This is a genomic window from Kingella pumchi, assembly GCF_022288825.1.
Lineage (GTDB): Bacteria > Pseudomonadota > Gammaproteobacteria > Burkholderiales > Neisseriaceae > Kingella_D > Kingella_D pumchi.
In genome coordinates, this window is the sequence record NZ_JAKOOW010000026.1 from 134400 (window position 1) to 157458 (window position 23059).

Here is a 23059-nt window from a genome sequence, read left to right on the forward strand (position 1 = left end):
GTTTACATGCGCTCGATCATCGCTTTGCCGAAGGCCGAGCAGGAGATTTCGTTGGCACCGTCCATCAGGCGGGCGAAATCGTAGGTAACCTGTTTGTCGCCGATGGCTTTTTCCATCGCACTAATCACGAGGTCGGCGGCTTCTTTCCAGCCCAGGTGGCGTAGCATCATTTCGGCGGACAGAATCAGCGAACCGGGATTGACTTTGTCTTGTCCGGCGTATTTGGGCGCGGTGCCGTGGGTGGCTTCGAAGATGGCGTATTGATCGGAGATGTTCGCGCCGGGAGCGATGCCGATGCCGCCGACTTGCGCGGCCAGTGCGTCGGAGATGTAGTCGCCGTTGAGGTTCAAAGTTGCGATGACGCTGTATTCGGCGGGGCGCAGCAGGATTTGCTGCAGGAAGGCGTCGGCAATGGCGTCTTTGATGATGATTTCTTTGCCGGTTTTCGGGTTTTTAAACGAGCACCACGGGCCGCCGTCGATGGGCTGCGCGCCGAATTCTTTTTGTGCCAGCTCATAGCCCCAGTCGCGGAAGCCGCCCTCGGTGAATTTCATAATGTTGCCTTTGTGCACGAGGGTAACGCTGGGTTTGTCATTGTCGATGGCGTATTGGATGGCGGCGCGCACCAAGCGCTGCGTGCCTTGTTTGGAAACGGGTTTGATGCCGATGCCGGAGGTTTCGGGGAAACGGATTTTGTTCACGCCCATTTCGTTTTGCAGGAAGGAAACGACTTTTTTGCATTTGTCGCTTTCGGCTTCCCATTCGATGCCGGCGTAGATGTCTTCGGTGTTTTCACGGAAGATGACCATGTCGGTTTTGCTCGGGTCTTTCAGCGGCGAGGGCACGCCGTTGAAATAGCGCACGGGGCGCACGCATTGGTAGAGGTCGAGCTCTTGGCGCAGGGCGACGTTGAGCGAGCGGATGCCGCCGCCGACGGGGGTGGTCATCGGGCCTTTGATGGATACGGCGTATTCTTTCAGGGCTTCGAGGGTTTCTTCGGGCAGCCAGACGTTGTCGCCGTAGATTTTGGTGGCTTTTTCGCCGGCGTAGACTTCCATCCAGTGGATTTTTTTCTCGCCGCCGTAGGCTTTGGCCACCGCCGCGTCGATCACGTCTTTCATTACCGGCGTGATGTCCGCACCGATGCCATCGCCCTCGATAAAGGGAATAATCGGATTGTTCGGCACGGCCTGGCCGGCAACGATTTTGGCACCTGCAGCGGGGATTTTGATATGGGTCATTTACGGGTCTCCTAAACAAACAATATTTTTCTGATGTTCGCCGGCGGCGTTTCAGGCTGCCTGAACAACGTGTGTGAACGGGTTGAAGCGGCCGGTGGCGCGTTTCAGCGACGCGCGATTATGCTTGAATCCGCGCTTTTTTGCCAGCCCCAAGCGCGCCAGATGCCGTGAGATTTTCCGATCGGTATGCCGCCGCCCGGATAAAAACGGCGGCGCCTTTTTGCCCGAAAGCAGCCTGAAAACCGCCTATTCGGTTTTCAGGCTGCCTGCAAAGGACAAAATATTACGCGTGCCGCAACGGATTGCGCCGATTTTGCGGTATGAGTCGCAATTTCATTGGGAGCGGCGGCAAAATTGGGTATGATGCCCGCGTGCCGTCTTTTTCAGGCAGCCTGAAACGGCATCGTTTTTTACCCGGACTCACTCAAAGGAACGTTCAATATGTCTGTTATCGATGTGATTAAAAAATTGTTGGGCTTGGCCGGCGTGGACGAGGCCACGACAACGGCGATTGGCGGTGCGGCGCAAATGGCGGCGGGCATGGCGCAGTCTTCTGCCAATGGCGATGCGATGGATACGATGTTCGCACAGGGCTATGTTTACGGCATTGCGCGGCAGGTTAGTGATTTGAATACCGAAGACTTTACCGACGCGCTCAAACGCCGCAGCTTCGACGAAGCCAAGATGCGGCTGGAAGGGCTGGAAGAAGACGTGCGGGACTTTGTGGCGGAGATGCGCGAGGAAGAGCCCAACGATTCGGTAAAAGACGATATGGCGCTGGTACAGGCGGCAACGGCGCATGCCCAGGCGTTTGGAAAGCTCTTGCCCGATTTGGGAAAAATCTTGGAAATGTGCCGCAACCAGCCCGATGAAAACAGCAATACGCCGGAATTGGACGCAGCGTTTAAAGCGTTTAACGACCAACATCTGGCGCTGACCGACGAATGGAACAATGCGCTCAATGCGTTTATGGAAAAACACAAAATTCCGGCGCAGATGGAAGAATAGGCGCAGCAGCCATACATAAAAAGCAGCCTGAAAACGGAAAAACCGCTTTCAGGCTGCTTTGGTTTTGCTTCGGGCAGCCTGAAAACCGACCGCCAGTTTTCAGGCTGCTTTTTATCCCATCCCCTAGCGCGCGTTTTTCATCAGCCGCTGTTTTTCGCGCTTCCAATCGGCTTCTTTGGCCGATTCGCGTTTGTCGTGCTGTTTCTTACCTTTGGCCAGGCCGATTTCGGCTTTGATGAAACCGCGCTGGTAGTGCAGGTTTAGGGGGACGATGGTGTAACCGGCGCGCTCGGTTTTGCCGATGAGTTTGTTCATTTCGCGCCGGTTCAGCAGCAGCTTGCGCTGGCGCACCGGATCGGGCTTCACATGGGTGGATGCCTCGGGCAGCGCGGTAATGTGGCAGCCGACCAGGTAAAAGGCGTCGCGCTTCCAATGGATGTAGCTTTCCTTAAGCTGCACGCGGCCGGCGCGGATGGCTTTGACTTCCCAGCCTTCCAGCACCAGCCCGGCTTCGATTTGCTCTTCGATAAAGTAGTCGTGAAAGGCTTTGCGGTTGTTGGCAATGCTCATGGTGGTTCTCGCGGTAATAAAGTGGCGTTTGGCGGCGATTGTATCAGAGCGCTGCTCTTTCAGGCTGCCTCGGGCGAGTAGGCTTCCAGTATCAACTCGGGGCGGTTGGCCGAGAGCAGGCTGCTGTCGGACAGCATCCGCCGCCAGCGGCGGGCATTGGGCAGACCGTGCATCAGTCCTAAATAGTGCTTGGCCATGTGGCGCACGGCGGTGCCGCGGCCGGCGGCAATCTGCTCGGCCATATAGCGGTAGAGTTTTTCAACCAGCGCGCCCAATTCGGTTTCAGGCTGCTTGGAGCCGTAAAACAGCCGATCCCACGCCGCCATTATCATCGGATTGTGATAGGCCTCGCGGCCGACCATCACGCCGTCCACGTATTCCAAATGCGCGGCGGCTTCGCCGTTGGTTTTGATGCCGCCGTTGATGATGATTTCCAGTGCGGGAAACTCGCGCTTTAAGCGGTAAACGTATTCGTATTTCAAAGGCGGCACTTCGCGGTTTTCCTTGGGCGAAAGGCCGTCGAGCCAGGCATTGCGTGCGTGGACGATAAAGGTTTTGCAGGCGGTTTTTTCCGCCAGCGTGCCGACAAAATCGGCTACGGTCTGATATTCGGTCTGCCTATCCACGCCGATGCGGTGCTTGACGGTAACTTCGCATTCGGGCGCGGCATCCTGCATTGCGTTCAGGCAATCGGCCACCAAATCTACTTCGTTCATCAGGCAGGCGCCGAACGCGCCTTTTTGCACGCGCGGACTGGGGCAGCCGCAGTTGAGGTTGATTTCGTCGTAACCCCAAGCCGCCACCCGCTTGGATGCCGCCGCCAACAGCGCCGGTTCGCAGCCGCCCAGCTGCAGCGCCACCGGATTTTCACAGTCGTTCTTACGCAAAAAACGCGCCTCGTCGCCATGCACAATCGCGCCGGCGTGCACCATCTCGCTGTACAGCCAGGCATGGCGGCTGATCTGGCGGGCAAGATAGCGGAAATGGCGGTCTGTCCAGTCGAGCATCGGCGCAACGGACATTCTGCGGGCGCGGACGGGGGCGGATAAGCTGTTTTCAGGCTGCATCGGATTTTCCTGAGGGATGGCGGATAGCGGGCGGGCGGCGATTGTAGCCGAACGGCTGCGGCAAGTAAAAGTAAGCGCGGCGGGCGGTCAGGCAGCCTGAAAACGCCTGATAATAATAAAAGCGATTCTTGACTGCAAAAGCGCTTTTGCCGACAATCGCCGCCGTCTGCCGCGCAGGCGGCGGGTACCGACCAACATCAGGAGAGACTTATGATTGCAAACAAATCTTTTGCCGCGCTGGCTCTGGCCGCGGCATTTTCTGCGGCCGCCGCCGATTCCGGCACCTTGAGCCGCGCCGATGCCAGCGGCAAGATTTTTTCCGGCGGCAATTATCTGGTGGTGAACAAAACGCTCGCCAAAGGCAAGGAAATCGGCCGCCACAACCATCCGGGCTACGAAGTGCTGTTTGTGGCGACCAAAGGCAGCTTCGACGTGGTTTTGGACGACGGTGAAAAACATCTGGTGCGTGACGGCGACACGCTGAAATTCGGCGGCAATGTCTATATCAGCGGCACCGCCCGCGAAAATGCCGCCGCCACGATTATTCTGATTAAGGAAGCGGAACAGCCCCAGCCGGCGGAGCAGCAATAGCCGTTTTGTCCAATTTTTCAGGCTGCTTTGGGTATATCTGCCCGAAGCAGCCTTTTGTTTTCGCCTTCAGGCAGCCTGAAAAACCGATAGACAGGTCGTTGTCAAGATTCTGTCCAATTCATCAACAAATCTTAAGCCAATCATAAAAAACGATAAAAATATTTGCCATATTGTCCAATTAAATTTACAATCCGCGCCATTCACAACAACGATTGGACAAGGAATACCATGCAGTTGGACATCGACCGCTTAATCGCCTATTTCGGCGGCGTAAATGCCCTTGCCGAAGCACTGAAACAACAAGACCCCGAACACGCCGCCAGCACGGCCGCCATTTACAAATGGCGCACACGCGGCTCTTTGCCTTTGGCACAGTTGCAGAAATTGACCGCTCTGGCACAGGCACAGGGGCGGCCTTTGGATTTAAACGCCTTTATCCACCAACAAGCAGAATTGGAAAAAAACACCATGAACACAAACAACCGCGTCATCATATTCGACACCACCATGCGCGACGGCGAACAATCGCCTGGCGCATCCATGACCAAAGAAGAAAAGCTGCGTTTGGCGCGCCAGTTGGAAAAACTGGGTGTGGACGTGATTGAAGCCGGTTTTGCCGCTGCCAGCCCAGGCGATTTTGAATCGGTGAACGCAATTGCCAAAATCATCACCAACGCCACCGTATGCTCGTTGGCGCGTGCCGTTGAAAACGATGTCCGCAAAGCGGGCGAAGCCGTTTCCCCCGCACCGAAAAAGCGCATCCACGTCTTTATCGCCACCAGCCCCATCCACATGGAATACAAGCTGAAAATGAAGCCGAAGCAGGTGGTGGAGGCCGCGGTGAAAGCGGTGAAAATCGCCAAAGAATATACCGATGACGTGGAATTTTCCGCCGAAGACGCCGTGCGTTCTGAACACGATTTTCTGGTGGAGATTTTCACGGCCGTTATCGAAGCGGGCGCCACCACCATCAACATTCCCGATACCGTGGGCTATTCGATTCCCTCGGCGTGGTATGAACGTATCCGCACTATCATCAACAGCGTGCCCAACGGCGACAAAGTCGTCTGGTCGAGCCACTGCCACAACGATTTGGGCATGGCGGTGGCGAACTCGCTGGCGGCGATTCAGGCAGGTGCGCGTCAAATTGAATGCACCATCAACGGTTTGGGCGAACGCGCTGGCAATGCCAGCTTGGAAGAAATCGTGATGGCGTTGAAAGTGCGGCACGATTTGTTCGGCTTGGAAACCGGCATCGACACTGCACAAATCGTACCGACCTCCAAACTGGTGTCCACGATTACGGGCTATCCCGTGCAGCCGAACAAGGCGATTGTGGGCGCGAATGCCTTCGCGCACGAAAGCGGCATCCACCAAGACGGCGTGCTGAAACACCCCGAAACTTATGAAATCATGACTGCCGAATCAGTCGGCTGGACCACTAACCGCCTGACTTTGGGCAAACTTTCCGGACGCAACGCCTTCAAAACCAAATTGCAGGAACTGGGCATCGAATTGGACAGCGAAGAAGCGCTCAATGCCGCCTTTGCCCGCTTTAAAGAGCTGGCCGACAAAAAACGCGAAATTTTCGACGAAGACCTGCACGCGTTGGTTTCGGACGAAATGTCCAATCTGTCGCCCGACAGCTACAAATTCATCTCGCAGCGCATCAGCACCGAAACCGGCGAAATGCCGCGTGCCGAAATCGTTTTCAGCATCAACGGCGAAGAGCGCCGCGCCGAAGCCACCGGCTCGGGCCCCGTCGATGCCATCTTTAAGGCCATCGAAAGCGTGGCGCAAAGCGGCGCGGTGTTGCAGATTTATTCGGTCAACGCCATCACCCAGGGTACCGAAAGCCAGGGTGAAACCGGCGTGCGCCTGATGCGCGACGGCCGCATCGCCAACGGCCAGGGCGCCGATACCGACGTACTGGTGGCCACCACCAAAGCCTATCTGTCGGCACTCTCCAAGCTCGAGCGCAAGCAGCAGCGCATCCGCGCCCAAGGCGGCATTTGAGTTTTCAAACCGCTTTTCAGGCTGCCTTTGCCGTTTTCCCGGACAAGGCAGCCTGAAAACCGTTTGCCCCGATACGCTCTTGCCATGCCCCGCCGCCGCCGCTACAATTCGCCCCCGTTTGCCCATTGGGGCAATAAAACAGAGGAAAAAACATGAAACACCAACACAATAAAGGCAAAATCAGCGACAACGCGCTCAAAGCGCTGGTGCGCTCCAATCTGTTCCGCCACAAGGTGGAACGCAACAAAAAAGGCAAAGGCAGCTACAACAGGCAGGCAGCCAAAAAATGGCGGGACGGTTTCGACAAACTGTCCCGTTTCGTTTATTCGTTTAAGGGCTGCCTGCCGTCTGTTTAACTGCCAAAAAGCAGCCTGAAAACCTTTCAGGCTGCCTGCATCTTCACTTTCCCTGTTTTTTCGTTTTTTCACCCATGAACCAGACCCACCACCTGCCCACCGGCACCCTGCATCTGGACATCCGCCGCAGCGAGCTGCCGGTTGGGGATTTGTTTGCCGTCGGCGCGCGGCTCAATCCCAAGCGCGCCTTTTTGTTTGTCAGCAAGCTTTTGGGCAAACACCATCCCTGCACGCCGCAGCAGATGGCGCAGGCCTATGCGCGCTTGGCCACCAAGCTGCCGGCTTTTTCAGGCTGCCCCGTGCTGTTTGTCGGCATGGCCGAAACCGCCACCGCGCTGGCGCAGGGCGTGTTCGAGCAATGGCTCGCGCAGCATCCGCAGGCGCAGGCACTGTATCTGCACAGCAGCCGGCTGCGCGTTGCCGGTGCCGACATCTGCCGCTTTGAAGAGCAGCACAGCCACGCCGCCCGCCAGTTTCTGCATCTGCCGCAGCGCCCCGCATACCGCGATCTGCTGGTGCAAGCACAGGCGCTGGTGCTGATTGACGACGAAATTTCTACCGGCCGCACGTTTGTCAATCTCGCCGCTGCGCTGCGCCCGCATATGCCGCGGCTGCGCGAGGTGCATTGGCTGAGTCTGACCGATTTTGGCGACGATCAAGCCGCTGATCCCGCCGTTTACCGCCACAGCCTGCTGGCCGGCAGCTGGCGCTTCGAAGCACGCGGTGAAATTGCCGCCGATCCGGCCGCGCCCGCCCAAGCCGTCGAAGGGCGCGATCCCGAGATTGCCGACAGCGGCTGGGGGCGGCTCGGCAGCAACCGCATCCTGTGCCTGCCCGATGATTTTGTCCGCCGTTTTTCAGGCAGCCTGAAAGCCGGTGAGCGCGTGCTGGTGCTCGGTACCGGCGAATTTATCCATCCCGCCGCCGTGTTTGCCCGTGCTCTGGCAGAGCTCAGCGGTGCCGAAGTTTATCTGCAGTCGTCCACCCGCTCGCCGGCGCAGGTTTGGGGCGCGCTCGCCCACAAACGCCCGTTTTCCGACCCCTACGACGAAGGCGTGCCCTACTATCTTTACAACCTGCCCGAGCCGCACTCCTACCGCCGCATCTTTATCTGCCACGAACACCCCGCCAATCCCGCCCTAATCGAATGCGCCGCCGGCCTGCAGGCCGAGCTGGTACAGCTGCCCGCGCCGTTGTGAAAATATAGCCCGGACGGCTTTCAGGCTGCCGAAACAGGGCAGGGCGCATGCTACAATCGCCGCACCCGCCGGCCGCGCCGCTGCGGGGTTTTGACCGAACTGTTATCTACCTGACAAAACGGAGCCGAATATGAAAAAAACACTCGCCGCGCTGATGATCGGCGCACTCGCCCTGCCGCTTGCCGCCGCGCCCTACCGCGCGTTGAATCCGGACAGCCTGATCAGCGGCAATCCGAAAAAACCGCCGATCAGCGTGAATCTGGGCGGCGTTGAAACCGCCATCCGCAACCTGTCGGCGGTTGCCGGCGACTACCCGCCGCGTTTTGACAACGAAAACGACCGCCGCCGCGCCATCGCCGATTTGGGCCCCTTGGGCGTGGTACTCGACAGCATGGTGGAAAACACCGCGCCTAAAGGCGGCGCCAAAGCATCCGCCGCTTATCTGGCTTCGCTGGCGATGCGCGCCCGTTTCCATTGGATCGGCCACAATCTCGACCAGCCCGGCCATGCCGCCAAAGCCGATGCCGACTACCGCCGCCGCATCGAGCTGGCCGCCGCCCCGCAGGAAAAAGCCTTTTACCAAGAGCTGCACGGCCGTTTTCTCAGCTCCACCGGCCAGCTTCCCCGCGCCATCAGCCAGCTCGAAGCCGCTCGCAAAGCCGGACGCAAAGAAGCCGCCATGCCGCTGGGCATGGCCTATCTGATGAGCGGCCAGAAAGCCAAATCGCTACCGCTACTGCGCGAACACGTGCGCAACTTCCCGCAGGACAAACAAGCCAAAGAACTGCTCTCCGCCGCGGAAAACGGCCGCGTTGAAATGAAAACCGTGAAGTGAAAAACGTAGGCTGAACGCGGATAAACTTTCAGGCTGCCTTCACAAGTAAAAGGCAGCCTGAAAACTTTTGCGGCTGTGCTGAGGGATAAGGCTTGCAGAGATTTTAAGTTTTCTTGTATTACTTATGCCGGTTCGCCTATATCCCGCAGCGCAAATATCCGTTGTCAATAAGGGCAGTATCGTCGGCGAGGGCTTCGGCGTCTTCGGGGTCGTGGGTGATGAGCAGCAGGGGGATGTCTAGTTCGCGCTGGAGGGCAGCCATGTTGTCGCGCATTTGGGCGCGCAGGCGGGTGTCGAGGGCGGAGAAGGGTTCGTCGAGCAGGAGCCAGTCGGGGCGCACGGCGCAGGTGCGGGCGAGGGCGGTGCGCTGGCGCTGGCCGCCGGAGATTTGGCGCGGGTAGTGGTCGGCGATGGCGGCAAGCTGCATTTTCTCCAGCCATTCTTCCGCTTCGATGCGGGCGCGGCGGCGGCTTGGGGTGCGCAGGCCGCGGTGCAGGCCGAAAGCGATGTTTTGCGCGACGGTCAGGTGCGGAAACAGAGCGTAGTCTTGGAACAATAAGCCTGCGCTGCGCTGTTGCGGCGGCAGCCACAGGTTTTGCGCGGTGTCGCCGTAACTGCGCCCGCCGATGCGTACATGGCCGCTGCCCGGGCGCAACAGGCCGGCCAGAAGCTGGAGGGTGAGGCTTTTGCCCGAGCCTGATGGGCCGAGAATGGCGAGACGGCGGGCGGTGGTTTTGCAGGATACGTCGAGGGTGAAGGTGTGGCTGCCGTGGCGGGGCTGTTGACATTCAGCTTGCGAAGCGGTTTTTTGAGCAAAAAGTGCCCGATTGCAAGGAAAAAAGCGCAGCAAGGTTGGATACCTTGCGAGCATTTTTGACGTGGCAAGCGGGTATTTTTTGCCAAAAACACCGCCGCAAGGCTGATTATTAACAGCCCCTATGGTCGCCTGAAAGGCGAAATCGAAGGTTGGGTCAGCCACGGTTTTTGTCTCCGTTCAAACGGGTTACGCTCCACAATACGGCAATGCAGACGGCGGAAATCAGCAAAACAAGGCGGTTGGCCAAGTCGTCGTTGCCCGCCTGCACAGCTTCATAGACGGCGATGGACAGGGTTTGGGTTTGGCCGGGGATGCTGCCGGCAATCATCAGTGTGGCGCCAAATTCGCCCAGCGCGCGGGCAAAGGTGAGTAAGAGGCCGGAGAGGATGCCGCGCCAAGCCAGCGGCAGGGTAACGCGCATAAACACGGCGCACTCCGACAATCCGAGCACGCGGGCGGCCTGTTCGAGCTGCGGGCTGACTTCTTCAAAGGCGGCGCGGGCGGGCTTGAGCACCAGCGGAAAGGTAACGGCCATCGCGGCGACCACCGCGCCCTGCCAGGTGAATATCAGGCTGAAGCCGAAATGTTGTTGCAGCCATTGGCCGAGCGTGCCGTTGCGGCCGAACAGCACCAGCAGGTAGTAGCCCATCACGGTGGGCGGCAGCACCATCGGCAGCGTGAGCACGGTGTCGAGAAAATTGCGGCCGATAAAGCGTTTGCGCGCGAGTACCCAGCTCACGGCGATGCCGAACACCAGGTTCAGCAGCGTGGCAAAGCCGGCGACTTTGAGCGAGAGAAACAGCGCGGGGAAAGTGTCTTGGAATGAGGACATTTTTTGGGGACGGGTGGGATGGTTTTTGGGGGGGCGGCTGAAAAAATACCGTCATTCCCGCGCATGCGGGAATCTTTTTGGAATTTAAGTAATGGCTTGTTTATTCAAAAATGATTAAGCATCAAGCAAGATTCCCGCCTACGCGGGAATGACGACGGTTTGGGGGGGTAGACGGCGTTTGGGTTCAATAGGATTTGTTAGGGTTTGACAACCCAAGCTAGCTGCCGTCTTTGAGGCCGTCTGAAAAGCAGCCTGAAAACCGTTTACCCGTTTTCAGGCTGCTTTTTATGCTTAGGCGTTTTTCCCCTTATTTGGCTTTGGAGCCTTTGGCAGAGCTGAAGCCGTATTTTTTCAGGATGGACTGGCCGGCGGGCGACAGAACGAAATCAACATAGCTTTTGGCTTCTTTGCTTTTGGCAGAAGCGGTGGGGGCGATGGCGTAGGAAACCGGAGTCTCGAGCGCTACGGCAAAGGAGATTTTCACTTTCTCTTTGGCCAGTACGGCGTCGGTGCGGTAAACGAAGCCGGCTTCGGTTTCGCCGCGGGCTACGTAGTCAAGCGCTTGGCGTACGTTCTGGGTGGAGACGATTTTAGGCTGCAGGGTGCCGTAGAGACCGGCTTTTTCCAGCGCACCTTTGGTGTAGCGGCCGGCGGGCACGCTTTCGGGATTGCCCACGGCAATGCGGCTGACGGTAGCGGCTTTCAGATCGTTAAGGGTTTTGATTTTGAGACGGCTGTCTTTGGGCTGGACGACGACCAAATCATTCAGCACGAAAGTGCGGCGGCTGGCTTTGTCGATCAGCTGCTGGTCTTGGGCTTTGTCCATGGTGGTTTGGTCGGCGGTGGCCAATACGTCAACCGGTGCGCCTTGGGCAAGCTGCTGCAGCAGTACGCCGGATGCGGCGGTGTTCAGTTTGATATTGGTGCCGGGGTGTTTTTTCTGGTAGGCGGCGTTAATTTCCTGAAAGGCTTCTTTCAGGCTGGCGGCAGCGGAGACGGTAAGGTCGTCGGCAAAGGCGGGGGCGGCGAGAAAAAGGGTGGCGATAAGGGCGCCGGTTTGGATTTTCATGGTAGTTTTCCTTTGGTCTGCAGGGAGAAAGCAGCCTGAAAAAAAGGGCGTCGGCTTTCAGGCTGCCTTTGGGGTTGGCGATGCCCGCCGGTGTGGCGGACAAAATAAAGCGGCCGTCTTGCGTGTTGCAGGACGGCCGTTCGGACTGCCTTCGCGGGCGCGATTATAGGAAATTAAGGCAGCCTGAAAAGCATACCGACGGACTAGTCCGAAAGTGGGATTGCGCTTTCAGGCTGCTTCTGCATGGCTTATCTGGCGCAGCCGGCTTGTTAATCAGCGGGTGCCGTTGCGGCGGCGCACCAGTTGCCAGGGGCGGATCAGGTAGAACGCGCTGGCAAAGCCGCTCCATACATGCACCATACGGGTAAAGGGGAAGATAAAGAAAAAGGTCATACCCATAAAGATGTGCAGTTTGAACAGGAAGTTGGCATCTTCGATATAGCCTGCCGCACCGCCGCGGAAGGTAACGATGTGCTGCGCCCACTGCATCAGTTTGACCATTTCGTGACCGTCCAGATGCCCCATGCTGACGACGATGGTGGACAGACCCAAGAGCAGGGTAATCAGAATCCAGATCAGAACCAGCTTGTCGCGCCAGGTGCTGTTGATGCTGATGCGGTCGATTTTAAAGCGGCGGTTGATCAGGATAATCAGACCGATCAGGGCGGTGGTGCCGAAGATGCCGCCCATGGTCATGGCAAATACCTGCTTGGCGCTGTGAGTTACGCCGATGGCGTCCCAAAACCACAAAGGTGTAAGCAGACCGAACAAATGGCCGCCGAATACCGCCAGCACGCCGACGTGAAACAGCACGCTGCCCAGCCGCAGCTGGCCGCGGTAGAGCAGTTCGCTGGAATCGCTTTTCCAGGTGTACTGCTCGCGGTCGAAACGCATCAGGCTGCCGAAGAAAAATACGGCCAGGCAGATATAGGGATAAATGCCGAAGAAAAACTGGTGGAAGGTATTGAGTTCGTTCATGGTAATTCCTTTTCAGGCTGCCTTATGCGGGGCGGCCGTTGGGGTAGAACTGTATGGTTTGGATGTCGCTGGCGGGTTTGAGCAGCGGTTCGATGCCTTGGATGTCGGGGCCGAATGTTTCCATTGCTTCGTCCATATCGCGCACCGGCGGTTCGGTCAGCGGTTTGGGTTCGACCGGGCTTAAGGCGACGGCAGCCTGAAGCAATGCGGCGTAGGGCGAGCCGTAGGTAGTCAGGTTTTTGCCGATGTGGTTGATCACGTGCACGGCGTCGCCCAACAGTTTGGCCGCGTCTTCGGGCGGGATGTGGGCGAAAAATTCCAGCAGCGCCGGCAGGTAGTCGGGCAGCTCGTCGTCGCCCAGCTCGAAGCCGTAGCGGCGGTATTCTTCGAGCAGATCGACCATTGCGCTGCCGCGGTCGCGGTCTTCGCCGTAAACGTGCTCGAAAATATACAGCGCGTGCTGGCGGGTGCGGTCGAACACCAAAACGTAGTCTTCCTGCAATTCGCGCAGGCTGCGGCTGCCCAAGTGATCGAGCAGCGCCTGCAAATCCGCTTGGTTTGCGGCCAGCTCAGGCCACTCGTTTAAGGCAGCCTGAAACTCGGGCAGCGCATCGAGCAAATCCTGATCGGGGTAGCACATCAGCGCGGAGAGCCATTTGTACACCAAAGGATTGGCGGCCATCAGCGCACTCCTTCTTCTTTGTTTTTCTCGATGTCTTTGCGCCGTTCGACAAAAATAATCGGCGAGGCTTTACGCTTGCCAAACAGGCTCTCTTGGGTCAGACCGTCGGCATCGTCGCCCGAGCAGCCGTTACCGAAGCTGAAGCCGCAGCTGGCTTTGTCTTCAAAGCTGTTTTCCACCATTTCTTTGTGTGAGGCGGGGATGACAAAGCGGTCTTCGTAGTTGGCGATGGCGAGAATCTGGTACATGTCTTCCACCATGGCCGGGGTGAGGCCCGTGCCGTCCAATGTCTGTTCCAGCGTTTCGCCTTCGACGATCTGGCCGCGCTTGAAGCGGCGCATGGCGATCATGCGCTCAAGGGCGTCGCGTACCGGCTCGATTTTGCCGGCGGTTAAGAGGTTGGCGAGATAACGCAGCGGGATGCGCATTTCATCGACGCTGGGGATGATGCCGTTTTCGCCGACAAAGCCGTTTTCAATGGCCGACTGGATCGGCGACAAGGGCGGGATGTACCAAACCATCGGCAGGGTGCGGTATTCGGGATGCAGCGGGAAGGCGATTTTCCAATCCACGGCCATTTTGTACACCGGCGATTTTTTCGCCGCATCGAGCCAGTTTTGGCTGATGCCCTGTTTCAAGGCTTCGCGCTCGATTTCGGGGTCGTGCGGGTTAAGGAACACGCCGAGCTGGGCTTCGTACAAGTCCTGCGGGTCTTCCACGCTGGCGGCTTCCTGGATTTTGTCGGCGTCATACAGCAGCACGCCCAGATAGCGGATGCGGCCGACGCAGGTTTCCGAGCAGATGGTCGGTTCGCCCGCTTCGATGCGCGGATAGCAGAAAATACATTTTTCGGCCTTGCCGCTCACCCAGTTGTAGTAGATTTTTTTGTAGGGGCAGCCTGAAATGCACATACGCCAGCCACGGCATTTGTCTTGGTCGATCAACACGATGCCGTCGTCTTCGCGTTTGTAGATGCTGCCGGAGGGGCAGGAGGCGACGCAGGTGGGGTTGAGGCAGTGTTCGCACAGGCGCGGCAGGTACATCATAAAGGTCTGCTCAAACGCGCCCATCATTTCTTTTTGGATGCCTTCAAACAGGGTGTCTTTGGCGCGTTTTTCAAATTCGCCCGCCAAATCGTCTTCCCAGTTGGGGCCCCATTCGACTTTGTCCATTTTCTTGCCGGTAAGCACGGAAATCGGCCGCGCGGTGGGCGGGGTTTTCATGCGCGGTGCGTTTTGCAGGTGCTCGTAGTCGTAAGTGAACGGCTCGTAGTAGTCGTCGATTTGCGGCAGGTTGGGGTTGGAGAAAATGTTGGACAGGATTTTCAGACGGCCGCCCTGCTTGGGTACGAGTTTGCCGTTGGGTTTGCGCACCCAGCCGCCCTTCCATTTTTCCTGGTCTTCCCAGTTTTTCGGAAAACCGATGCCGGGCTTGGTTTCGACGTTGTTGAACCAGGCGTATTCCACGCCGTCGCGGCTTGTCCAAACGTTTTTGCAGGTTACGGAGCAGGTGTGGCAGCCGATACATTTGTCGAGGTTGAGTACCATGCCGACTTGCGCTCTGATTTTCATATGGGTGTTCCTTGTGGTTTTGTGTTCTGTGTTTTCAGGCTGCCTTTAAGGCCGTCTGAAAAGGTTTGGTGTGCTACTTCGGTGCGGCTTCAAAGCCTGCGCGGGGGCTGATAACGGAAACAAGGATGCAGTCCTCTTTGGCATCCGCCCTGTTGCGCGCGCCGTGTATCTGGTGCAGGCCGACGATGACGCTTTCGCCCGCACGGATGGTGCGGCCGCTGTTTTCGTCGTCGAGCAGCTCGGCTTCGCCTTGCAGCACAATCCAAATATCGGTGCCGTGCGGATGGCGGTGGGCGGGCAGGCTGGTGCCGGGCGGTATCTGCCACAGCACCATGTTGTCGTGGTGGTCGTGGTGCAGCACGGTGCGCACGGATTCGGTGCCGCCGTCTTTGAGGTAGTCGGCAAAACGGATGATTTGCGGGATGTGCATGATGTTTACTCCTTTATTCGGCGTTTTCAGGCTGCCTTTCAGACTGCTTTGTTAAGGCAGCCTGAAAGGCAGAAGCTGAACTACAGGGCGTGCGGCTCGGTTTTCTCACTTTCTTCGGCCGGTTCGTCCATCCAGTCGATGTCTTTCATCTTGCGCACAATCACCCATTCGTCGCGGTTGGAGCCGACGGTGCCGTAGTAGTTGAAGCTGTAGGCAAGCTGGGCGTAGCCACCGATCATGTGCGTGGGGTTCAACACCGCTTTGGTTACGGAATTGTGGATGCCGCCGCGTTTTTTGGTGGTTTCCGCACCCGGGGTGTGCACCAGTTTTTCCTGTGCGTGGTACATCAGAATCATGGTTTCGGGAATGCGCTGGCTCACAATTACGCGGCAGGCAATCGCGCCGTTGGTGTTGAACACTTCCACCCAGTCGTTATCGACCAAGCCTGCTTTTTTCGCGTCAATCTCGGAAATCCACACGTGCGGGCCGCCTCGCGAGAGCGTGAGCATACGCAGGTTTTCCGAATAGGTGCTGTGGATGCCCCATTTTTGGTGCGGGGTCAGGAAATTAAGCGTGATTTCCGGGTTGCCGTTGGGCATTTTGCCCAACAGTTTTTTGGTGGTTTTGGTGTCCACGGCGGGGCGGTAGGCGCAGAAGCTCACGCCGAAATCGCGCATCCATTTGTGGTCCTGGTAAAACTGCTGGCGGCCGGTCAGGGTGCGCCACGGAATCAGCTCGTGTACGTTGGTGTAGCCTGCGGTGTAGCACACGGTTTCGCTTTCCACGCCCGACCAAATCGGCGAGGTAACGATTTTGCGCGGCTGGGCAACGATGTCGCGGAAGGCGATGTGGGTGTGCTCGCTGGCGTTGATCAGATGGGTATGGTCGCGGCCGGTGATGTTGCCCAGCGCCTGCCAGGCTTTTTTGGCCACGTGGCCGTTGGTTTCTGGCGCAAGGGTCAGAATCATCTCGGCGGCGTCGATGGCGGTTTCGATTTTCGGCTGGCCTTTGCCCGCGCCTTCGGCACGCACGCCGTTGAGTTTGCGCAGGTATTCGACTTCGTGCTTGGTGTCCCAAGCCATGCCTTTGCCGTTGTTGTTGACCTTTTCCAGCAGCGGGCCGATGGAGGTGTATTTTTCATAGATGGCGCCGTAGTCGCGCTCGACTACCGTCATCGCGGGCATGGTTTTGCCGGGAATCGGCTCGCATTCGCCCAGTTTCCAGTCTTTCGGGTCGAAAGGCTGGCCGAGCTCCTGCGGGCTGTCGTGCATCAGCGGGGTGAGCACGATGTCTTTGCGCACGCCCAAATAGTCTTTGGCCAACTCGCTGAATTTTTTTGCCAAGCCTTTGTAGATTTCCCAGTCGGAGCGGCTCTGCCACAAGGGTTGCACGGCTTCGGTAAACGGGTGGATAAAGGGGTGCATGTCGGAGGTATTGAGATCGTTTTTCTCGTACCAAGTGGCGGTGGGGAAAATCACGTCGGCATACAGGCAGGTGGTGTTCATGCGGAAATCCAACAGCGTGAACAAATCCAGTTTGCCTTCCACGGGCGGACGCTGGGTGACTTCGCTGGGCTTGAGGCAGTCTTCTTCGTCGCTCATCAGGCCGTTTTGCGTGCCGAGCAGGTATTTGAGGAAGTATTCGTGGCCTTTGCCCGAAGAACCCAAAATATTGGAGCGCCAGATAAACATATTGCGCGGCCAGTTTTTCGGGTTCTCGGGGTCGTCGCAAGACATATTCAGGCTGCCTTCTTTTAAGCCTTTGACCACATAATCCACCGGATTCATGCCCGCCGCTTCGGCCGCGTCGGTTACATCCAGCGGGTTGGTTTCCAGCTGCGGTGCAGACGGCGTCCAGCCCATGCGCTCGGCTTTGGCGTTGTAGTCGATCATGGTGAGGCGGCGCATATCGTCGTGCGCATCGGGCGAGAGCAGCTCGTCGGCCGCCAGCGTTTCGTGGCGGTATTGGCTGGTGTGGGCGTAGAAGAAGGAAGTACCGGCCATCTGGCGGGCGGGGCGGTGCCAGTCTAGGCCGAAGGTGAGCGGCGCCCAGCCGGACTGCGGGCGCAGTTTTTCCTGGCCGACGTAGTGGCACCAGCCGCCGCCGGATTTGCCGATAGTGCCGCACATCATCAGCATGTTGATGATGCCCCGGTAGTTCATGTCGAGGTAGTACCAGTGGTTGATACCCGCGCCGACGATGACCATGCTGCGGCCTTTGGTGTCGTGCGCGTTCTGGCCGAACTCGCGAGCCACCTGAATCACACGCTCGGCAGGCACGCCGGTGTGTTTTTCCTGCCATTTCGGGGTGTAGGGCTTGTCGTCGAAATAATCTTTGGCGGCGGCTTCGTCGTCCAGGCCGTTGTTCACGCCGTATTGCGCCACCAAGAGGTCGAACACGGTGGCCACCGGTGCAATGCTGCCGTCGGCCAATCTCACGTGTTTGACCGGCACTTTGCGGTACACCTTGTCTTCGTCGTATTCGCCGCCGAAGTAGTCGAAACCCACGCGCACCACGTCGTCTGAACGCTCTTTCAGGCTCAGTGCGGCGTGCACGTTGTCGCGCCCCTGCGCTTTGGTTTCGAGATTCCATTTTTTGCTGCCGTCCCAGCGGAAGCCGATGCAGCCGTTGGGCACGGCCAGCGTGTCGGACGTTTCGTCCCACACCAGCACTTTCCAATCGGGGTTTTTCTCTTCGCCGAAATTGTTGTCAAGCTGCGAAGCGCGCAGGGTGTATTCGGGTTTGTAGTGTTCGCCGTCGCGTTGCAGGCGCACCAGCACCGGCATGTCGGTGAGGCGGCGGCAGTAGTCTTGGAAATAGTCCGAAGGCTTGTTGATGTGGAATTCCTGCAAAATCACATGCCCCATCGCCATCGAAAGCGCGGCATCCGTGCCCTGGCGCGGTGCCAGCCAGATGTCGCTGAACTTCGCCATTTCGCCGAAGTCGGACGACACCGCCACGGTTTTCGTGCCTTTGTAGCGCACTTCGGTATAAAAGTGCGCGTCGGGCGTGCGCGTCATCGGCAGGTTCGAGCCCCATACCAAGAGATAGTTAGAGTTGTACCAGTCGGCCGACTCGGCCACGTCGGTCTGCTCGCCCCAAGTCTGCGGGCTGGCGGGCGGCAGGTCGCAATACCAGTCGTAAAACGACAGCGGTACGCCGCCAATCAAGCCCAGATAGCGGGCACCGGAAGCGTAGCTGATCATCGACATCGCAGGAATCGGCGAGAAGCCGACGATGCGGTCGGGGCCGTATTTTTTGATGGTGTAGCAGTTGGCGGCGGCCACCATTTCATAGGCTTCGTCCCAGTTGGAGCGCACAAAGCCGCCCAAGCCGCGCTGCGATTTGTAGGATTTCGAGCGCTCGGGGTCTTCGACGATCCATTTCCACGCTTCAATCGGGTCTTTGGTTTTGCGCGCTTCGCGCCACAATTCGGCCAGCGCGCCGCGCATCATCGGATATTTGATGCGCTGGGCGGAATACACATACCAGCTGTAAGAAGCCCCGCGCGGACAGCCACGCGGCTCGTGGTTGGGCAGATCCGGGCGCGTGCGCGGATAGTCGGTTTGCTGGGTTTCCCAAGTGATGATGCCGTTTTTCACGTAAATCTTCCACGAGCACGAACCGGTACAGTTCACGCCATGAGTGGAGCGGGCGATGCGGTCGTGCGCCCAGCGGCTGCGGTAGGCGTTTTCCCATTTGCGGTCTTCGTCTATCAGCACGCCGTGGCCGTCGGCAAAAGGTTCGCGTTTGCGCTTGAAAAAGGTCAGACGGTCTAAAAAGAGGCTCATTGTGTATTCCTTAGTTTGCTGCGGATTTGTTTGGCTGTGTTGCAGGCGGCTTCAGGCAGCCTGAAAACACCTTATCCGTTATGGCACGGAATGGTAAGGGAAACACAGGCCGAAAAAAATGCGCCGAAAGGGGCGGTGCGCTAGGGCGTAAGCAGGGGAGGGGGACTTGCTTTGGAAATAGCCCGAACTACTCCTTTAGTATTAGTAAGGCATGGCGGCGGGCTAGGGTGGGCAGCCTGAAAAGCCGCTCCAGCAGCCATCCGGCAGCAAAAAAAGCAGCCTGAAAGTTTCAGGCTGCCTGTTTGGATTTGTCTTTCGAACTGATAGCGAAAACGAAAAATACTTTTGCAATAACAATGCGCCAAGCCGTTTCACAAGCAGCCTGAAAACCTTTTCAGGCTGCTTTGCCCTTGTTTGGCGAGCAAACCGGACAAGCCGGATTTTTGGTAGCGGCAAAATGCTGCCAGCTGCCGGCAAGGGCGTCGTAGCAGTGCAGTCCCGCCGGCTGGGCGGGCAGGCCGAGCAGGATTTTCAGCGCTTCGACCGCCTGTATCGCGCCGATCACGCCGACCAGCGGCGAGAATACGCCGGTGAGCGCGCAGCTACCGTCGCCGCCTTCGGGTTCGCCAAACAGGCAGGCGTAGCAGGGCTGCTCGGGTAGGTCGTGGCGGAACACCGCCAGCTGGCCGGAAAAGCGCACCGCGGCACCGGAAACCAGCGGCGTGCCGGTCGCGTGGGCAGCGGCATTGACGGCGCGGCGGGTGGCAAAATTGTCGCAGCAGTCGAGCACCACGCCGCATTGCGGCAGCAGAGCGCGCAGGGCGGCTTCGTCGAGACGGCCGAAGGTTTCGATGCGACAGCTTGAATTGATTGCGTGCAGGCGGGCGGCCATTGCTGCGGTTTTCAGGCTGCCGACGTCGCTTTCGCCATAGCTGACCTGGCGCTGCAGATTGCTCCATTCCACGGTGTCGTCATCGGCAATCAGCAGACGGCCGACGCCGGCGGCGGCCAGATAGGGCAGGGCGGCGGCACCCAAACCGCCGCAGCCGACTACCAGCGCGGCGGAATTAAGCAGGCGCTGCTGGCCGCCGATGTCGATTTCGTCGAGCAGGATGTGGCGGCTGTAGCGCAGAAGTTCTTGGTCGTTCATGGCGGTTTCGCATTAAGGCAGCCTGAAAGGCTGGGAAGTGGTTTTCAGGCTGCTTTTATTCACGGATTGTGGGTAAAAGCAGCCTGAAAAGCGTTTGATTGTCTGTTTTCAGGCTGCTTGGGCGGCAGGCAGCCTGAAACCCGAAAAGGCGGTGCAGGGCAGGGCGCCGGTGTTATTCCGCTTCGGGCGGTGCCGGTACGGGCACTTTGTGCTGGACGGCATAAACGGCGGCCTGCACGCGGCTGGTGAGTTCGAGCTTGCGCAGGATGTTCTGCACATAAACTTTTACCGTCGATTCCGCCAAATCCAGGCTGCGGGCGATAATTTTGTTGCTGTGGCCGGCGGCCAGATAGCCGAGCACTTCCAATTCGCGCGAAGTCAGCTCTTCCAGGCGCTGGTCTTCGGCCGGCTTGGCCGGGCGGATCAGCGACTGCACCATATTGGCCATCATCTCGGGCGAAAAGACGTTGTTGCCTTCGGCGGCGTTGCGGATGGATTCGGTGAGAAAGTCGGCATTGATGTTTTTTAGCAAAAAACCGTGTGCGCCTAAGCGCATGCATTCGAGCAGGTCTTCGCCGTCTTCGGATACGGTGAGCATCACCACGCACTGGTGCGGGCGCACGCTGAGGATTTGGGCGAGGGTTTCTCGGCCGTTCATCACCGGCATATCCAAGTCCAAAAGGACAATATCGGGGTCGGTCTGGCGGACGGTTTTGATGCCGGAGAGGCCGTCGGATGCTTCACCGACCACTTCAAAGCCGCTCTGGCGGGCGAGCAGGGCTTTGATGCCGCTGCGAAACAGGGTGTGGTCGTCGATCAGGACGATGCGGATGGGGCGGGACTCGTTCATGCGGGATGTCTTTCTTGCTCGGGCAGGAACAGGCGGATGCGGGTCTGACCGGGTTGGGAAGTGAGTTTGAGTTCGGCACGGATGCGGCCGGCGCGTTCGTGCATGATGTTCAGGCCGACATGGTTGCCAGGCAGGCGCTCAAGATGCTCGGTATCGAAGCCGCGGCCGTTGTCGGTAATCGTCATCACGAAATCGCGGCCATTGTCGATTTCGATGTTTACCTGGTCGGCCTGGGCGTGCTTGCGGATATTGGACAAGCTCTCCTGCAGGATAAAGATGCACTGCAGCTGCTGGTCGCTGGAAAGCGGCGGGCCCTGGTCGCCAATCCAGTCGATATGGGCGGCGATGCCGGTTTGGCGGTGGAAGCGCTCGACCAGCTCGTCGGCGGCTTCGGCAAAGTCGCGGCGGGCGATTTTGGTGCGGAAGTTTAAGAGCAGCTCGCGCACGTCTTCATAGCATTCCTGCACGCCGCTTTTGATAAATTGCAGGTTTTCGCCGGCCAGATCGCTGCTGCCGGACTGCAGGGCACTTTCGAGCATCTGTACCTGCAAATTAAGAAAGGCCAGCGTTTGCGCGATGCTGTCGTGCAGGCCCTGGGCAATCAGGTTGCGCTCCTGCAAAACGGCCAGCTGACGGCTCTCTTCGCCCAAGCGGGTATTGCTGACAACAACGCCAAACTGGCTGCACAAAAGTTCCAGCAGCTCGGTAATGGTGTCGCTAATCTCCTGAGGCTGCCTGAAATACAGGGTAACGATGCCGATATCCTGCTCTTTGTAGCGGATGGGCAGCACGCGCAAATCGCCAAAGCCCAAGCGGCGGCATTCGTAGCTGTGTTCGTTGTCTGCCGCCGGGCGGCTGTCGTAAAAACGGACGGTGTGCGCTTCGTTGTTCTGCACGGCAATGCCGCACAGGCAGTCGCCGATTTTCGAGCAGGCTTCGGAATGCTTCAATTCTTCAGGCAGCCCGATATGGGCGGCCAAATCCATGCGCTGGCGGCGCGGGTCGATCAGGCGCACGCTGCCGGCATCCGCTTCGGCAACCTGCAACACCCGTTCCAAAAATACCCCGGCCGCTTCGGCGGCGGTTTGCGGCCGGTTCAGCACCGCGGAAAAAGAATAGAGCACGCCAAGAATAAAGTTTTTGCGCTCCAAATCGCGGGTTTTTTCGGCCACTTCCTGCTCCAAGCCGCTGTAAAGCTGGCTCAAACGGCTGCTCATCTGGTTGAAACCGCCGCTTACTTCGGCAAATTCGGACGGCCCTGCCGTCTGCATCTGCAGCCCGAAGCGGCCGTCGCCAATGGCCTGCACGCCGCGCAACAATTCCTGCAGCGGGTCGATAATCCACAGCCGCGTCAGCCAAATCATCACCGCCGAGCTGACCAGCACCAGCGCCAGCAGGCCGCTTTGGAAAAAGCGCAGCCAAGTAATGTAAGTGGCGCTGGTGCGTTCCACTTCGCCGACTACTTCATTGATTGTGTTTAAAAAACCGTCCAATTTAGCGGTGCTGTTTTTTTCATTTTCCGAGGCAGCCTGAAAAAACGGTTTGACCGTTTGCTGCCATTGCCGCTCCAAATCCGCCATTTTCGCCATGACTTTCGGATCATCCGGCAGCGAGAGCGGCCGCCGCGGATCGCCGCGGCGCACCGTTGCCAAAACCTGGTCGAAGCGGCTGATGTGGGCATCGATTTCAGATTGCGGCGCGTTTTCTTCAACCAAAAGCGCCAGCCGGTAGCTTTGAAAACGCAGGCTGCCCAAATCATTGATCGCCGCCGCATTTCCTTCCAGCCACAGCGACAAATACAGCGTAAACACGATTGAAGCAACCGATACGGCAATCCACAGCGCGGTAAAAAATTTCAGACGTAAAGTCAGACTGGCAAATCGGTTCATGGTAAAGCGGTGTTGGGGGTTGTTGTAATAATGATAATATAAGTTCGTATAATTGAACCGGAATATGTAAAATCATCAGACACTTGCGGGAAGACCCGTGTTGCGGCTGGGGGGTAT

The 23059-nt window shown here is 58.1% G+C and carries 20 protein-coding genes; 6 read left to right on the top strand and 14 right to left on the bottom strand.

Annotated elements, in window-relative coordinates:
* Positions 1-2 precede the first annotated feature (2 nt).
* Complete coding sequence (icd, locus tag MB824_RS08165) at positions 3-1241, bottom strand: NADP-dependent isocitrate dehydrogenase (RefSeq protein WP_238747940.1); 1239 nt, start codon at positions 1239-1241, stop codon at positions 3-5.
* Between the two features lie 441 nt (positions 1242-1682).
* Between icd and MB824_RS08170 the strand changes: the two genes are divergently transcribed.
* Entirely contained in the window at positions 1683-2249 is a 567-nt protein-coding gene (locus MB824_RS08170; RefSeq protein ID WP_238747942.1) for a hypothetical protein, read from the top strand.
* Between the two features lie 123 nt (positions 2250-2372).
* Here the strand turns inward: MB824_RS08170 and smpB are convergent, their stop codons facing one another.
* Positions 2373-2819 carry an SsrA-binding protein SmpB gene (smpB, locus tag MB824_RS08175; RefSeq protein ID WP_238747944.1) on the bottom strand — a complete coding sequence of 149 codons (447 nt, stop codon included), beginning with the start codon at positions 2817-2819 and terminating at the stop codon, positions 2373-2375.
* A 59-nt stretch (positions 2820-2878) separates the two neighbouring features.
* Positions 2879-3886 (bottom strand): tRNA dihydrouridine(20/20a) synthase DusA, encoded by a 1008-nt coding sequence (dusA, locus tag MB824_RS08180; protein ID WP_238747946.1) that lies wholly within the window; start codon positions 3884-3886, stop codon positions 2879-2881.
* 210 nt (positions 3887-4096) lie between these two features.
* On the opposite strand from dusA, the gene MB824_RS08185 reads away from it, so the two are divergent.
* The 5 genes from MB824_RS08185 (at position 4097) to MB824_RS08205 (ending at position 8883) form a co-directional block, all read left to right on the top strand.
* On the top strand, positions 4097-4477 hold the full coding sequence (locus tag MB824_RS08185; protein ID WP_238747949.1) for a cupin domain-containing protein: 381 nt from the start codon (positions 4097-4099) through the stop codon (positions 4475-4477).
* Positions 4478-4705: 228 nt separating this feature from the next.
* Positions 4706-6493 (top strand): 2-isopropylmalate synthase, encoded by a 1788-nt coding sequence (locus MB824_RS08190; protein ID WP_238747950.1) that lies wholly within the window; start codon positions 4706-4708, stop codon positions 6491-6493.
* Between the two features lie 152 nt (positions 6494-6645).
* Positions 6646-6849 (top strand): alternative ribosome-rescue factor A, encoded by a 204-nt coding sequence (locus MB824_RS08195; RefSeq protein WP_238747952.1) that lies wholly within the window; start codon positions 6646-6648, stop codon positions 6847-6849.
* 74 nt (positions 6850-6923) lie between these two features.
* Positions 6924-8048: a phosphoribosyltransferase domain-containing protein gene (locus tag MB824_RS08200; protein WP_238747953.1), complete on the top strand. Its 1125-nt coding sequence runs from the start codon at positions 6924-6926 to the stop codon at positions 8046-8048.
* A gap of 130 nt (positions 8049-8178) precedes the next feature.
* Positions 8179-8883: a tetratricopeptide repeat protein gene (locus tag MB824_RS08205; RefSeq protein WP_238747954.1), complete on the top strand. Its 705-nt coding sequence runs from the start codon at positions 8179-8181 to the stop codon at positions 8881-8883.
* 136 nt (positions 8884-9019) lie between these two features.
* Here the strand turns inward: MB824_RS08205 and MB824_RS08210 are convergent, their stop codons facing one another.
* From MB824_RS08210 to MB824_RS08260, 11 genes are all read right to left on the bottom strand, one after another.
* Positions 9020-9733, bottom strand: coding sequence for a sulfate/molybdate ABC transporter ATP-binding protein (locus tag MB824_RS08210; RefSeq protein WP_238747956.1), 714 nt, complete (start codon positions 9731-9733; stop codon positions 9020-9022).
* Between the two features lie 121 nt (positions 9734-9854).
* Positions 9855-10532, bottom strand: a complete 678-nt coding sequence (gene modB / locus MB824_RS08215; protein WP_238747958.1) for a molybdate ABC transporter permease subunit — start codon at positions 10530-10532, stop codon at positions 9855-9857.
* A gap of 307 nt (positions 10533-10839) precedes the next feature.
* Positions 10840-11601, bottom strand: a complete 762-nt coding sequence (gene modA, locus MB824_RS08220; RefSeq protein ID WP_238747960.1) for a molybdate ABC transporter substrate-binding protein — start codon at positions 11599-11601, stop codon at positions 10840-10842.
* 273 nt (positions 11602-11874) lie between these two features.
* The gene (gene narI, locus MB824_RS08225; RefSeq protein ID WP_238747962.1) at positions 11875-12579 is read right to left on the bottom strand and encodes a respiratory nitrate reductase subunit gamma; all 705 of its coding nucleotides are present in this window, start codon (positions 12577-12579) and stop codon (positions 11875-11877) included.
* A 22-nt stretch (positions 12580-12601) separates the two neighbouring features.
* Complete coding sequence (narJ, locus tag MB824_RS08230; protein ID WP_238747964.1) at positions 12602-13261, bottom strand: nitrate reductase molybdenum cofactor assembly chaperone; 660 nt, start codon at positions 13259-13261, stop codon at positions 12602-12604.
* Positions 13261-14832, bottom strand: coding sequence for a nitrate reductase subunit beta (narH, locus tag MB824_RS08235; protein WP_238747966.1), 1572 nt, complete (start codon positions 14830-14832; stop codon positions 13261-13263). The genes narJ and narH overlap by 1 nt, the downstream gene beginning before the upstream one ends.
* A 73-nt stretch (positions 14833-14905) precedes the next feature.
* Positions 14906-15262 (bottom strand): cupin domain-containing protein, encoded by a 357-nt coding sequence (locus MB824_RS08240; RefSeq protein WP_238747968.1) that lies wholly within the window; start codon positions 15260-15262, stop codon positions 14906-14908.
* Between the two features lie 80 nt (positions 15263-15342).
* Entirely contained in the window at positions 15343-19053 is a 3711-nt protein-coding gene (locus tag MB824_RS08245; protein ID WP_238747970.1) for a nitrate reductase subunit alpha, read from the bottom strand.
* 394 nt (positions 19054-19447) lie between these two features.
* Complete coding sequence (locus MB824_RS08250) at positions 19448-20203, bottom strand: HesA/MoeB/ThiF family protein (RefSeq protein WP_238747971.1); 756 nt, start codon at positions 20201-20203, stop codon at positions 19448-19450.
* Between the two features lie 172 nt (positions 20204-20375).
* On the bottom strand, positions 20376-21053 hold the full coding sequence (locus MB824_RS08255) for a response regulator (RefSeq protein WP_238747972.1): 678 nt from the start codon (positions 21051-21053) through the stop codon (positions 20376-20378).
* The gene (locus MB824_RS08260) at positions 21050-22942 is read right to left on the bottom strand and encodes a type IV pili methyl-accepting chemotaxis transducer N-terminal domain-containing protein (RefSeq protein WP_238747973.1); all 1893 of its coding nucleotides are present in this window, start codon (positions 22940-22942) and stop codon (positions 21050-21052) included. Before MB824_RS08260 ends, MB824_RS08255 begins: the two co-directional genes overlap by 4 nt.
* Positions 22943-23059: the final 117 nt, after the last annotated feature.